Source organism: Bdellovibrio sp. HCB288 (assembly GCF_047305935.1).
Classification (GTDB): Bacteria; Bdellovibrionota; Bdellovibrionia; order Bdellovibrionales; family Bdellovibrionaceae; genus Bdellovibrio.
In genome coordinates this window covers 2,245,206-2,260,021 of sequence record NZ_CP178619.1, presented here as the reverse complement: position 1 = coordinate 2,260,021, position 14,816 = coordinate 2,245,206, and the positions used below count along the sequence as shown (strand labels likewise).

Annotated in this window: 10 protein-coding genes; 7 read left to right on the top strand and 3 right to left on the bottom strand. The window is 47.5% G+C overall.

Annotated features, from left to right (window positions below; all coding sequences use genetic code 11):
- The first annotated feature begins 166 nt into the window (after window positions 1-166).
- Window positions 167-4,858, top strand: a complete 4,692-nt coding sequence (locus ACLVWR_RS11030) for a hypothetical protein (RefSeq protein WP_413580707.1) — start codon at window positions 167-169, stop codon at window positions 4,856-4,858.
- 68 nt (window positions 4,859-4,926) lie between these two features.
- On the opposite strand, the gene ACLVWR_RS11025 is transcribed toward ACLVWR_RS11030, so the two are convergent.
- On the bottom strand, window positions 4,927-5,781 hold the full coding sequence (locus tag ACLVWR_RS11025; protein ID WP_413580706.1) for a polysaccharide deacetylase family protein: 855 nt from the start codon (window positions 5,779-5,781) through the stop codon (window positions 4,927-4,929).
- Between the two features lie 158 nt (window positions 5,782-5,939).
- Here ACLVWR_RS11025 and ACLVWR_RS11020 point away from each other — a divergent pair, with 158 nt between their 5' ends.
- Window positions 5,940-6,641, top strand: a complete 702-nt coding sequence (locus ACLVWR_RS11020) for an RluA family pseudouridine synthase (RefSeq protein ID WP_413580705.1) — start codon at window positions 5,940-5,942, stop codon at window positions 6,639-6,641.
- 193 nt (window positions 6,642-6,834) lie between these two features.
- Here the strand turns inward: ACLVWR_RS11020 and ACLVWR_RS11015 are convergent, their stop codons facing one another.
- Window positions 6,835-7,653 (bottom strand): hypothetical protein, encoded by an 819-nt coding sequence (locus tag ACLVWR_RS11015; protein ID WP_413580704.1) that lies wholly within the window; start codon window positions 7,651-7,653, stop codon window positions 6,835-6,837.
- 190 nt (window positions 7,654-7,843) lie between these two features.
- Window positions 7,844-8,368 carry a cysteine hydrolase family protein gene (locus tag ACLVWR_RS11010; protein WP_413580703.1) on the bottom strand — a complete coding sequence of 175 codons (525 nt, stop codon included), beginning with the start codon at window positions 8,366-8,368 and terminating at the stop codon, window positions 7,844-7,846.
- Window positions 8,369-8,475: 107 nt separating this feature from the next.
- On the opposite strand from ACLVWR_RS11010, the gene ACLVWR_RS11005 reads away from it, so the two are divergent.
- From ACLVWR_RS11005 to ACLVWR_RS10985, 5 genes are all read left to right on the top strand, one after another.
- Window positions 8,476-9,072, top strand: a complete 597-nt coding sequence (locus tag ACLVWR_RS11005; RefSeq protein ID WP_413580702.1) for a hypothetical protein — start codon at window positions 8,476-8,478, stop codon at window positions 9,070-9,072.
- A gap of 157 nt (window positions 9,073-9,229) precedes the next feature.
- Window positions 9,230-9,748 carry a hypothetical protein gene (locus ACLVWR_RS11000; protein ID WP_340599206.1) on the top strand — a complete coding sequence of 173 codons (519 nt, stop codon included), beginning with the start codon at window positions 9,230-9,232 and terminating at the stop codon, window positions 9,746-9,748.
- Window positions 9,749-9,900: 152 nt separating this feature from the next.
- Entirely contained in the window at window positions 9,901-10,326 is a 426-nt protein-coding gene (locus ACLVWR_RS10995; RefSeq protein ID WP_413580701.1) for a DUF1573 domain-containing protein, read from the top strand.
- A gap of 112 nt (window positions 10,327-10,438) precedes the next feature.
- On the top strand, window positions 10,439-11,569 hold the full coding sequence (locus tag ACLVWR_RS10990) for a hypothetical protein (RefSeq protein WP_413580700.1): 1,131 nt from the start codon (window positions 10,439-10,441) through the stop codon (window positions 11,567-11,569).
- A gap of 84 nt (window positions 11,570-11,653) precedes the next feature.
- Window positions 11,654-14,776 carry an efflux RND transporter permease subunit gene (locus ACLVWR_RS10985; protein ID WP_413580699.1) on the top strand — a complete coding sequence of 1,041 codons (3,123 nt, stop codon included), beginning with the start codon at window positions 11,654-11,656 and terminating at the stop codon, window positions 14,774-14,776.
- Window positions 14,777-14,816 lie beyond the last annotated feature (40 nt).

The window sequence follows — 14,816 nt, the reverse complement described above, 5'->3', positions numbered from 1 at the left end:
GATAAGTCTAAGTATGCACGTTTGGAATCCGGTAATTTTATTCAGGAATTCGGTACTACAGATATTCAAATATCTGAGTGCACTCATATACCTGATGCTTACCGCGTGCAGTATCGAACTAAACATCTGGCAAGACTCCACTTCCGTCCTATCCGGAAAGGTTTTCATGCTAGGTATCACATCGGCGGCACCTTGCCCTGCTGGTGATCGTATAATCAGTCTGCATAGTTTGAATTCAGATGGCTCAGTGAATGAAACCGCACTGGCTACAACCACTATGGATTCTTCCTTTGGCTTTAGCTTCCCGGGTATTGCGCCTCCATCAGCAAGTGATAAATTCATCCTGAAAGCCGACACCTGCGGCAAGAAACTTTCGCGACCCGTGACAGGGCTTGGTGATCAGGACATCACCTATGCTTCTAGCTTGGTGGGCCTTATTCCCTACGTTCAACTACCAGGTATCAGATCCCTGCAGTCTTTTAATAACGAACAAATTGAAGCTTTAATTTCCACCGTGAACGCAGTTCCCGCAGTGGATACTTCCGAATCACTGTCCGAGGTTTATGACAACCTGGTTGCCGTCAGCGGAACAACACAGCGAAATCAATTGGTGGCAGCTCTGAATTTGAATGCCGTATCAGACTTTGTGGCTTTGGTACCTCCTTCAATTAATACACTGACCGCACCGGCTAGCTACAACGAAATGAGTGCCGCTGCTCACACTGTTACGGTATCGCATTGGTATGGCAGCTATACACCTGCTTACGAGTGGATTCTAAATGGCAACTCCGATGGCACGCTGGCTTCTTACTCTTTTACTCCGGGAAAAAACACTCAAGGCGCAAACACACTGGTTTTAAAAGTCGGAACAGATGATGGTGGTGGCACCATTGATGCGGGTTACGCAGTTCTTGAGCACGCTATCTATATTAATATACTCAATTCATTCCCAGCCCTTTCACCAGCCGTGACTTTATCCACGCCTGCCGTGACAAACTCGACCGCAGTCACTTTGGCTCTTAACACCGGCGCGGCCCTCGTCAACTGTGATACTTTTTCGACCTTCGCGATTTCAGAAAGTGCCACTTCAGCTGGAGTTTCATCTGCTGCTTTCTCTGGAACTTGCAGCACCAACACTTCTCAAAGTGCCAACTATAACTTGTCCTTGGGTGACGGCAGTAAAACTGTTTATCTTTGGACCAAGGATGCCGCAGGAAATATTTCTTCACTTGCGACTTCCGTGAATGTCACTTTGGATATGACACCTCCAACGTTGAGTCTATCCGGGGTCCCGGCGATTTCAGGCGGCGCCATGAGTTTGACCTTCTCCGCATCTGATGTAACTTCAGGAGTTGCCGAATTAACTCTTCAATACTCTGCTGATAATGTCACATACAGTGATGTTGCAACACTGACCGCGGCGGCTTCCCCTTACACCGGGTACACGCCATCAGCTTCCGGTTATTTGCGCCTTTATGGAGAAGACGCCGCTGGCAATCCCGCAACCACCACACCAGCAGCCTTCATCTACGACAACACTCCCCCAGCTGCACCATCAGTGACATTGACCACTGCTGCTATCACCAACAACCCTGTTGTTGGTTTTTCTGTCGCGAACTGCACCGATACGGCAATGATACTTGTCACCGAAGCCGTGGGTTCTCCTGCGGTTGGCAGTTCGGACTGGGTGGCCTGCGCCACGCCACTGGTTTATAACTTTACGATCACTGGTGAAGGCACACACACCCTTCGCGTCTGGGCCAAAGACTCTGCTGGAAATATTTCCGCAACCGCAGGAACCACTTCGGTCATTCTGGATGTCACTCCACCTGTCATGGCGTGGATTGCGCCGACGACAGATTTACGAGTCAACAGAACTGAAACGGTTACTTGGAGAGTCAGTGATATTCACACTTCCGTATCCCAGAATACACTTTTGGAATTCAGCTCCGATGCTGGTGTGACCTGGTCAGCACTTTCCACGCAGGCCATGCCTGCAACCAGTGCCAGCAATTACAATTTTAATTACTCTTGGTCGACGCCTTTGGTTTTAACCACAGCCAAACTGCGCGCAACGACAACGGATGCAGCAGGAAATCAAACGAGCATTATTAAAGACTTGATCATCGAATCACAAAGACCACTTATCACCTCATTCGCGCTGGCTGATGGGGCTGCTGTTGTCAGTATTTCTTCTGTGAACGCCATGCTGACGATCACACCTTCAACTTCAGTTACAGCATGGATGCGCTATGGGACAACGCAATTTGATCCTGACGTCGATAATGGAGTTGGCTGGGTTCCCTACTCTGCAACTGGTATGAGTTACGTCCTTAGCTCCTCACCGGGTAATCAGGTGGTCTGGAGCCAGGTTAAAAACAATGCGGGAATAATGTCAGTAAGTGTCTCTGACAATATCAACCTGGAACTGGGCACACCTCCAACAATCAAAGTCACTTCTCCTACTGGCTCTGGCACTTACCTTCCAGCCCAAGTCATGCCGATCACTTGGAATTGCACAAGTACCGACGCGCAAATTGATCTAGCAAGCAATCCTATTTCCAGCATCCAGTATACAATCGATGACGGTCTTAGTTATTTCAAAATCACTGACAGTACTGAGACCGCATTGGCGGCCTCAGGAACTTACAACTGGACGATCCCTGCAACTACTCCGCGTGGTCAGGCTATTTCTGCCAGCACTCCCATTCGTGTTCTGGTAGCCTGCAAAACCGAAGGGGGTGTCATCACGACAGCCCTGTCAGCACTTCAAAACTCAAGCTGGCAGATTTTAGTGGGTGACCCGGGTAACCTGGAATATGGGGTTCATATTAGTGCCGCTGATATCTCAAGCTCAAACGGTGTCTTTGCCGATGGGAATTCTAATTTGTACTACGGTTCCCGACTGCGCCACGCCATCATGAAAATGGATCGCCAGACCGGCATCGTCAGCGAATGGTTGGGCGACAGAAGTATGGAAGGTTGTCCAACCAGTACTGTGGCTCAATTCAATCTTCCCAGAATTATCGATATCACCAATGGTGAAATGACCATCGTTTCCGGCCCTTGCAACACCATCACCCGGATAAAAATCAGCGATAAGAGCATCATCTGGAATCGCGTCGTGCCCCAGCTAAATGGAAACGACAGTGGCCAGATCTCCAACCCCGTTTACGATGCTTATTTGAAATCCGGGTACTATTACTTCCCGTCCTATTACTCGACGACAGTGCGTGTGAAAGCATACTATGAGATTGATCTGAACAATGTCTCCAGCGTTCCAAAACTGATTATCGGTAACACTCCAGATTGCGTATCAACAACACCAAGCATCGGTGATGTTGGCGACGCTATTGGATTAAAATGTCTGCAGGAATACAACGGCTGGATTTCTGTCATGCCGGATCGAAGCAGGGTATACATCTATCATCGTACGGGCATTGCCACCACGAACCGATTCAGCATGGACTACAATTCAGGCACGGGCAAATGGGTGGTTTCTTCCGCTTCGGCAGCAGTGAGTAATCCGTGCTCCCGCGTGGTGTACCTTGGCAGCGACACTTCCAAATATTTCTGTATGCTCAATGTGCGCAGCGGTAATCGCGTAGCCTTTGTGGATACGACAACAGGAAACTACGGCGGTTCCTATATAGATCTTCCAGCATTTGAAATCACAGAATTCCAGGCCACTATGGGAGGCTCTGAAAACTCTGTCTACGTGGTCTCGCGCGATACGAATGAATTATTTGAGATCAAATACACTTCGGCTTGGTCTGCCAATAAGATTGGCGGAACACCCTTCCTGACTTACGGCAATGGCAACGATCCATCGCTGGTGGCATTCACCTCCATCGCAGGTATTGCCTATGATTCCACCAACAATTATCTTTACACTCGTGGGATTCGTCATTTACGCCGTATGAAGGTGGACACCACAACAACTCCTGGCACTCCGTTCATTTCACAAACCGATACGTCTTATCCGTCAATTCTTAGTTCATTGTTGAACACCTATGGTTCTTTAGAGCTAAGCAATGATGGCAGCAAAATCCTGATGAACACGGGATCCACGGGTGGCTACAAGTGGGAAGGCGTGAATCTGTCACCGGCGTTGTGGCCCGACGCCACAGATGCCGATCTTGACAGCGAGATCAGCATGCACACAGGCCTCTCCGGCACTGCGCCGACATTGGGAACCGCCTTCAATCGCGGGTCAAATTTAATTTGGGATTGGGGTTCCACAGCGACCTACATGGCTGACACAAATTTTTATTTCGTGGGCTATAGCAACAACACCTACACTTCAAACTTGGCGATCTACCGCTCGCTCGCTTCGACCTCAACAAACTCGGTCGTGGCCATTGCTGGTAAAACAGGAGCCGTGGCCGCCACGACTTTCACCAATGGAGCCGATGCTTTGGGCGTGGGATTTGCCCGAATTTTTGGTATGCAGGAAGACTCCACCGGTGAGCTTCTGGTTTTTGACGAAGGCCGCGTGCTGCAAGTGACTGCCAAGACGAGTCCTGCCTCCCCGAAGATTCATCTGGTGCATGACCTGACCACATTTACGAATTACCCAACAGGAAAAACCTGGATCGATGCGGTTCATGACAACTCCACTGGGTGGAGCTACTTCCTGGCGAACGATGCCACGGCTGAAGTGACAGAAGTTTATGCAGCTCACGATGTACAAAAGATCTTTGTACCGATCTCCACGTCAGGGTTGGATTTACCGGGAGTCAAACCCGGAAATCGCGGCAAGGCATTCTATTTGAAAATCACGCCATTGGGACTGCTGATGCAGGACGCTTATAAGCGCCGTATCCTGGCGACTCCCCTGCTGGCCACGCCGCCATAAAACTCCGGGCATAAAAAAGGAGGACTTTTGGTCCTCCTTTTAGTTTCCCACCGTCTTATTGAAGCGAATTAGTATTCGTTCAATTTCGGAAATAAATTTGTATCAGCAAGATCCACAAAACGATAACCCTGCTTTTCAAGCATCGTCATCATGCGGTCCAGGCTGTTTGCCGTATTCGCATGAATATCATGCATCAACAACACGCCACCATTGGTTTGTGCCACCACGTGGTTCACATAACCCGCGTAATCCGCACGCAAGCTGGCTGGAGCCTGGCACGTTTTATTGGAGGAATCAGAAACTCGGCCTGTGTTTGCAAAAGCCCAGTCACACGTATCGATATTCCAACCCACGATATTATAACCAAGTGAGTTAGCATATTCGTTCGCAGAACATGTGGAGTTCCCATAAGGGTAACGAAGATAGTTTGGCGTTACGAACTGGCGAAGTGCTTTGTCAGTTTGATAGATCTGGTTTTTCGCATCAACAACAGACAAGGTATGAAAGTTAGGATGATTCCAGGAGTGATTTGCGATGTGATGACCTTCGTTCAAAATACGACGAATCAGGGTCTCGTTGCCTGCAATTTTACCACCCAACACGAAGAACGTGGCTTTCGCTCCGTGCTTTTTCAGAGTGTCCAGAATAACCGGAGTGGTTTTGGGATTTGGACCATCATCAAACGTCAAAGCAATGGTGCCTCTGGTCACTTTATCAGGAACTCTGATACCGTATTTGCAGGCATTAAAGTTATCCCACATACCCATTTCAATACGTCTTTGTACAGATTCCTTTTCCTGAAGCTGGATCAATTCCTGGTCTGAAGGAACCGGGCCCAATAGAGCCGTTACTTCGTCACCCGTTTGAGCGAACGCTGAATTGAAGGAAAGTAATGCAAAAGACAGAGCCAATAAACGCTTCATGGAGCCTCCAAGCTTTATGGGCGCATATTAGAGGATCCCCTCGAAAAACTCAAAAAAACCAGCCCTGTCCAAAGTTTGATCATCCCTTTTTACAAGACCCCCAACTATTCGCCCAATGTATCTACACTTCAGAGGCAAGACCTGTTAACAATGAGCTCATGTCGACGTCAAAAAAGATCCCAAAGAAATACCAACCCAAAGGCTTTGAAATCCTCCATGATGATTTGGATATTATTGTGGGTAGCAAATCACCCGGCATTTTGACGGTTGCCGCAAAATGGGAGCGCGAAAACACAGTCCACGGCCTGCTGAACCAGTACGTGCGCAAGGGCAATCCCCGCTCCACCAAAGTGGTTCACGTGGTTCATCGCCTGGATCAGGCGACATCCGGTGTTTTGATTTTTGCAAAGACCGAAGAGGTCATGAATAAGCTTAAAGACAACTGGAAATCTTTCAACAAAACCTACTACACGATTGTGCATGGCAAACTGGATAAAAAATCCGGCACCATTCAAAGTTATTTGAGTGAGGACGAAGACTACGTCGTTCATTCCAGCCAGAATTCTGATGACGGCAAACTTGCCGTCACGGAATATACGGTCATGAAAGAGACTGACAAATTCAGTCTATTGAAAATCAATCTTCTGACCGGAAAAAAGAATCAAATTCGCGTGCACATGGCAGAACTGGGTCATGCGGTTGTGGGCGACACCAAGTACGGCAAACCCCAATCCCCGTTTAAAAATCTATTCCTGCACTCGGCAGAACTTGAATTCAATCACCCGCACAGCGGTAAAAGAATAAGCTTCAAAGCCCGGGTGCCGGCTTACTTTAAAAATCTAATCGATTTTGAATACTAGGAACTGATCCAGTAGTGTGGTGACTGCACTAGGATTTGCCTGAAGAGGCTGGGCTTCACTGGCGCTCCGTTCGGCACAGCATCGTGCTTCACCAGGGCCCGCCTTTGGCGGGTTCGCGCATCGTGCGCCCCTGGAGGCCTCTCTCTGGCCAGCAAAACCCAGCCTCCTCAGCCAAATTCAGTGATCAACAAGACTACAGGAAGTCGTATCCGTTTTTTACCGCAATGTAGAGATAGAGATTTAGTTCAAGATTTTCTTTGCGCTTGGTTGTACACCAGCTTCTTCTGGCGAGGCGCTTGATATGATCGCGGAGTCTTGCGCAGATGTGATTCACCTCAAAAAGAGGATCGAAAACATGTTTTTCGGTTTTTAGGTATTTTTGTTCTCGGCGCTTTTCTTTGTGTTCTTCTGCAATAAACTGCTGGTAGGTGCTCTCAGGGAATATGGTTTTTACGACATTCTTGTAAGAGGGTTTTGCATCAGATTTGATGAGTTTAAAAGGTTGGGAAATCTGAGAGCTTATGTCAGAGAGAAGTTCAGTGGTTTTCGAGAGGGATTGGTTTTCTCTATACCCGTATTTTTTACGGGATATGGATGCGGTTTTCCCTTTGGCTGGGATAGTGCCTACTTTGATACCAAGGATTTTATAGTGTTCATTGACTGCTACTGCGATAGTCAGGGGTTTAAGCTTGGTGTGCTCAATGGTTTCAGACTCATCAAACAATAGGGTCTCAGAAGCTAAATCCTGCTGGTGATGAGAGTTCTTAGCTCTTAATCCCATCCAAATGAATTTCTTAAACACAGTTTTGTAATTACAATCCAAAACTCTGGCGATCTGTCTTAAAGCCACGCCTGAAGTGTAGAGTTTGGCGATCGGGTAATTTAAATCCGTACGCTTTTGTTTAAAAGTGGAGGATGTCGTTCTGGTTGAGAACGACCTTTTACAACTCTTACAGTTGTAGCGAGGAATGTAGGTTTTCGTGGAGCGCTTATAAAAGTGTCCTCTCCCCACGAAGTCAGGACTCCCACAATGGGGGCATTTGTAATGGCGAACAGAGCGTTGAGACATAGTTCTAAAGCCTCATAGCAAATGCCATGAAAAATTAAAGAGCGAATACGCAGCAAATGAATTAAAGAAGGTCCGAAGTTCAGACTAAGAGTGATGTGACTTATCACCACATGTCGGGCGCAGTTTATGAATATTAGAATTCCACGTCAGAAACCCGCCACAGGCTGACAAGTTCCTTCATTTCGGCGTTGATGCCCTGAATGATTTCCTCAGCGGACTTGCCACCGGTTGCGTAGGTACTGTGCGAGTCACTAACCAAGGTCACGCCGTAGCCCAATTCGTGAGCTTTGCGACAAGTGGCCGCAATACAGGTTTCCGACTGCATTCCGGCGATGATCAACTTTTTGATTCCTTTTTTTTGCAGAACACTATGCAGCTCAGTGCCGGTAAACGGGTCATGCAGGGTCTTTTGCACAATCAAGTCCCCGCCTTGGATTTCCATTTCCGGATGCAACATCCAGCCTTCTGTTCTGGTTTCATCAAGATCCCCGGCTTGCCCGTTATTCTGAACGAAAATCACCGGCGTCCCCGAAGCCCGCGTCAAGCGCAATAGCTTCTGAAGGTTTTCCAGAAGGTCTTCGGATGCATGGACCGGCTTAAAAGGTGCAAACATTTTTGATTGGACGTCGATCAGTAGTAAAGCAGTGTTCAAATTCATACACTTATAATATCTCATCCTGGCCCAAGAGGCCACAGCTGTACCAGTCTTATGGACAAAAACTTGAAAAGCTCGCCTTTTAAAATCAAAATAAAGAAATGCCGCAATTGAATCGGAAAAACATCATCCTGGGAGCAGTTCTGATCGGCGCTTTCCTTTACTGGAAGAACCGTCCTGTTCCCGTCGCGGATGGAGTCTTAATTCCTGAGGCTCCTTTTCAAGAGCTCATTCCTGAAGACCAGCGCCGGGCCATCATTTTTGATTCTGGTGTCGCAGAACCCATGGCTCACTATAAGATACGCGCCCGTGTCTTATCCACGAACCGATATTGGTTTGATCCTGGGGCCGCTATTTCCCCCATCGATTTAGCGCTGGGCTGGGGGCCGATGTCAGATTCCCGGGTGCTGAATGAACTTAGTATCGGTCAGTCTTTGCGCTACTACCATGTCCGATGGAAAAATCCCCCCATTGCAGAAACAGAGATCCTACGTCACAGTGCCAATGTTCACTTGATACCGGCAAATGCCATGGTCAAGGATCTGCTTTTCACGCTTCGTGAAGGAAATCTGATCGAATTAAATGGCAGCCTGGTTGTCGTCAGCAGTAAAAACGGCGGAGAGTGGAGAACGTCGCTCAGCCGCGATGATCGCGGAGCTGGAGCCTGTGAATTGATGTATGTCACGACAATTAGGGTCTTAAATTAACTTTTGTAAAGCGTCAAAATACACAAAATCCCCCTAAAGCAAGCGAGTTGAAAAGGCATTGAAAACCAAAAGTTTAATTTTGGTGGTTTTCTTGCCCTTTTTAATCTTCTTGGTAAAACAGCTCCACCTTATTAACTAATCCTTTAGGAGGATCTACATGAAATCAGTTCTAGTATTGCTAGCTACTTTGTCTCTTTCTTCTGCTTTTGCAGCACCAAACGAAGATTTGACTCTTCCAGGTGAGCGTTGGATGTCTAAATTCACAGCTTTCGTTTGTGACGATGGCAACACTCAAACACAAACTATCCCAGCTGACTTCGCGGCTTACAATGTTCAATTGGCGACGGCGACTACCGACTACTCTTTGGATAATCTTTTGATCAAAGGTACATTCTCTGAAGAAGGTTCTGTTTGCAAATACTCTGCATTGGTACTTGCTGACAACGTTAACAAAACAGCTCAACTGGTTGACTCTCGCGCTTACGCAATCGAAGGCACTTCTGCTTGCGCTAACGGTAAAGCATTCCTTGATGCTTCTTTGAAATTCAACAACTACAAATACCTTCACGGTCGCGCAGCGATCTACGTTCCAGCTTCTGACGCTGCTCTTCAATGCGGCGCTGGTGCAACAACTGTAGGTTTGCACTTCCAGGTTACTGGTAAAATCCAACAATAATTTTCTCACGAAAATTGCTGGTCAAAAGAGCCGCTGCTTCAACTCAGCGGCTTTTTTTTATTTTCAGTCCACACTGGATCCCGTCCGGTTTCAAAATTACACTTTGCCCGTCCGCTTTCGACTCCTCAGTATGGATAAAAAAGGGGGTCCTTGTGAAAGCGATTTTGTTATTTGCATGCTCTCTGTTTCTGACTGTTCCCGTTTTTGCTGAAGAAATGGAAGTTCTAGATGATTCCGCCGTCGACGGTGAAATCCTTATCACCGAAGATTCAGTGACTGTTCTGGAAACCTATAACTACAACTTTGGTTATGTCAGAAAAGGCAAAAGCGAGACAGCACGGTTTCGTCTGCGCAACAATGGCAGCTATCCGTTTTATATAGATGACATTGAAACCAATGGCCGTGCTTTCAGTCACACTGAAAACTGCGGCGGTGTTTTATGGCCAGGACAGGCCTGTCGGGCTGTCGTAAAATTCGCTCCCAAACAGACTGGATCCTTTTATGGGCGTCTGGATTTCGAGCTAATAGGACGATCTGACATCCGCGTGAACCTTCGGGGCTTCGGAATAAACTGGTGATGCTGTCAGTTGGTCCAGCTCCACGAACACTCACTGGTCCAGACTGATCCCGAAATCTAAAGAAACACTCCAAAAAGACCGATGGATTTACATAGGAAAAGGGACAAAAACTATGAAATCCATCGCGTTCATCTTCATTTTTTTGTTAAGTGCACAAGCACTTGCCGATGAGTATCGTGCCCTGCAACCTTTGGGTGCAATTCCCAAAGGCTCACAGATCACCACAACGGCAACTAAACCCAAGAATGGCTTTTTCAATCCAAGCAAACTGGATAGTTCGTCACCGACGGGAATGCAGACTGTTCCGAATGATTCAGTTGTTTATGTTAATTCTGTTAATAGCACCACGAAGTCCGCGGACCTGACGACATTGCAAAGTCTGGCAAAAGATAATCAACTGGTGGCTTCCAAATCCGCGTTCTCTGCAAACGATCAAAGCTGTATCACCAAAGGCACATGTACATTGACGGAAGATACCGCTGTTTACCAATCCAGTAAGTTTAACTTTTTTGACTGGCTTCGCGATTTGTTTGGCATGGGCGAAGTGAAATCCCTGGTTACACCTGCAATTGATAATACAGACCCTAAAGCAGCATCAGCGGCCGTATTAAGCGAAAAAGTTACAGGCACCAATCGCGCACTTAACGGACAGCAAAATGCCTGTACCGAGTTGCCACCGGAGCTTAGGTACAATCGCCTGTTTCAGTGCGGCCTTCAACAAGCGCTGGAAGCCCATAAAATCAACAAGGCCACTGGAAAAGTTACTTCAGACACCTTTATATTTAATGACTTTAAAAATGGTGAGTTAACCGGAAAAATGTACTTCTTTAATTCCGAAGGGCAGTTGACTCAGGTTTTGCAAAAAAATCCAATTCCCGTTTCTCGCGGCGTCAATGGGTTTGGCTCTGGCAACGGTTCCAAAACCACACCTAACGGTGCCATTGTCACCCGCTCCTACTCCCCGCCTCGTGCAGGTAATATTAATGATGGCGTTGAATTGTTAGGCCTGGAATCCGGCAATAAAGACATCCATGGTCGTGGCGTATTACTGCACGGCTGGAGCCCTTATGCGGAGACCGCAGGCTGCCTGGGAGTCGCTGGGACATTTGATTCTGATAGAGGTGGTCGCGAAGAATTGGGCGGGCGTCCTTTATATCTAGATGAGCTAAAATCAGGTCTGCTAAAAAATGGCGGCGTCATGATTTATAACTTCAGTCCGAAAAAAGCCTCCCTCTGTAAATAAGTATGTAAGTAATTACTGACTACTTCGGGACCTGTAATTAGATTCTGTTGTTTTTTTCGGGCAAACTGATAGTTTCCGCCCACTATGTCACCAGCATTATTATCCGTTCGTCAGCCCGTGTTTATTCTATCCATTGTTATCCTGATGCTTACATTGGGGATGATTTCTTTAAAGAAACTTCCTATCGATTTGTATCCGGATGTCTCTTTGCCAACCGTGGTGGTGCAAACCACTTATGCCGGTGCCGGCCCTCAAGAGATCGAAATGGAAGTTTCCAAAATTTTGGAAGATGAACTGGCCACCATCTCCGGTGTGCAAAAAGTTTCTTCGCAAAATATGGAATCCGTTTCTGTGGTGATGGTTGAGTTCAATCTGAAAACCAATCTGAACTTTGCCGAGCAGGAAGTGCGCGCCAAAGTTCAAAACGTGATGCGCGATCTTCCCGACGACGTCGACCAACCGGTGATTCGTAAGGTCTCCCCGTCTGATGCCCCGATCATGTACATCACGTTGTTGTCGGATATGGAAGCCGGCAAATTGTATGACTTGGCCAAAGAGGTCATCTCCCCCCAGTTCGAGCAGGTTTACCAGGTAGGTCAAGTGGACATCCTGGGTGGTCGTAAGCGTGAAATCCACGTAAGCATGGACTACAACCGCTTGAACTCTGCTGACGTTTCCGCAACCAGCGTTTCCAATGCCCTGCAATCCGGGGGACGTAACGTTCCGGCCGGTAAAATTGACGAAGGCAATACTCAGTATTCCTTCCGTACAATTTCCCAGTATCAATCCCTGAATGACATCGGAAATACAGTTCTGCGCTTGGCGGATGTTTATCATCCGGTGACGATCGGCACGCTGGCGAAAGTTGAAGACACTCTTCAAGACGAAACCACACGCAGCCGTTTGAACGGAAAAAAAGCCATCAACTTTGCAATCTACCGTCAATCCGGCGCTAACTCCGTTCAAGTTGCCGATGACATCCGCGCCAAAGTTGAAAAAGTTAACGTTCAGCTTAAAGAACAAAATATCGATGGCAAAATGATCATCACTCAGGACACTTCCAAGAAAATCCGCGACAACGTCTTTGACGTTTACGAGTCGATCTTCTTCGGGGTTTTGTTGACCGTTATCGTGGTCTACTTCTTCTTAGGAAGCATGAAGTCCACATTGATCACGGGCTTCGCCCTGCCCAACTCCCTGTTGGGTGCTTGTATCATGATGGGTATCTTTGGTTTCTCGATCAACATCATGAGCTTGCTTGCGATGTCTCTGGTGGTAGGTCTTCTGGTGGATGACGCCATCGTCGTGCGGGAAAATATCTTCCGTAAACTTGAAGCCGGCATGTCCCCTAAAAAAGCCGCTGTGGTGGGTACTCAAGAGGTGACTCTTGCGGTCATCGCGACGACTTTGACGATTCTTGCGGTATTCGGTCCGATCGGTAACCTTGAGGGTATCGTTGGTCAGTTCTTTAAGCAGTTCGGTTTGACGATCTGTTTTGCGATGATCGTTTCCTTGTTTGACGGTCTTTTCGTGGCACCCGCTTTGTCAGCTTACGTTGCGGGCGAACACTCCCACAAAGAACCTACTTCCAAGTTCGGCAAATGGAACAAAGCGGCCCTTAAAGCTTTTGACCGCTTCCAATCCCGTATGGAGGAAAAATACGTTGTGACACTGAAATGGTCTTTGGCGAACCCGCTGAAAACCATCGGTGCCGGCGTATTGATTTTCTTCATATCCTTGGGTGTGGCCCGCATGGTTCCATTCACGTTCCTGCCAGCGCAGGATAACGGTGAATTCTTTGTGATGTTCGAACTTCCTCCAGGTGCGAGCTTAGATGGTACAGACGAAGTGGCAAAAATCCTTGAAGAGAAAGCCAAAAAGTTCCCGGAAATCGAGAACGTTCTGGCCTTGATCGGTTCATCCAACTCTGAAGCACACAAAGGGAATCTGTATATCCGTCTGGTGCCTTCAAAGCAGCGTAAGAAAAATACGACGGCGATGAAGGATGCCCTTCGTACGGAATTCAAGGACATTCAGCAAAAATATAACATCATCGTGACGGACAATCCCGGCCAGCAAAACAGCCGTCAGTTCAACTTGAATATCGTCGGTCAGGATATGAATGCTTTGATCGATTACTCGAACAAGGTTTTGGAAGTTTTAAAGAAAAATCCAAGCTTGTCCCAACCGGATACTTCTTACCGCGCGGGTAAACCGGAGTATCAAGTTAAAATGAAATCGGACATCGCAAAAGCATCCGGTGTGACTTTGACTGGTATCGGTGTGGAGCTTCGTTCCTTGATCGAGGGTATGACTCCGGCGATTTACCGTGAAAACGGCGTCAGTTATGACGTTCGTGTTCGTTTGAAACCGGATCAACGTGACTTGCGTAAAGAATACGACAACTTGAAAGTTCCGAACTTGAACAACCGCTTGGTTCCTCTTTCAAACGTGGCGGATCTAAAACCTGCACAAGGTCCATCGGTCATCCTGCGTGAGAACCGCAATCGTTATATCCAGATCTCTGCCGATATCACTCCGGGTGGAAAAGGCTTGGGTGGCGTGATGGCTGAACTAAATGCTTTGACCAAAACCGAATTGAAACCGCCTCCTGGTGTGACCTTCAGTTTCGTGGGTGAGGCCGAGCGCTTTGCCGAACTTATGCAAAACATCCTGGTCTCCATGGGTCTGGGTGTGATGTTCATCTATCTGGTTCTGGCGAGCTTGTACGGATCATTCATTGTTCCGGTTACAATCATGTCGGTAATTCCTTTGGCAGCCTGCGGAGCCTTCTATAGCTTGTTCATCATGCGTTCGAGTTTTGACTTGTTCTCGATGATCGGTTGCGTGATGTTGATGGGTCTGGCGACGAAGAACTCGATCTTGTTGATCGACTCAACGATGGAACAGCAGAAAGAAGGCAAAGACCTTAAAGAAGCACTTATTCATGCGGGCTTCACCCGTCTGCGCCCGATCATCATGACGAGCTTGGCGTTGATTGCCGGGATGGTGCCGGTTGCGATTGGTCTGAATGAAGCTTCCAAAGGCCGTACGAGCTTGGGTATCGTCGTTATCGGCGGTACGATCAGTTCCACTTTGCTGACTTTGTACGTGATCCCGGCATTGCATCTATATGTTGAAAGATTCTCGATCTGGTTCATGAAGGGCTATCGTCGAATTTTCGGTCACGATCCTTCTGAAATTTAATTTTAATATTCAAAAAAAGGGGACTTTTCAGTCCCCTTTT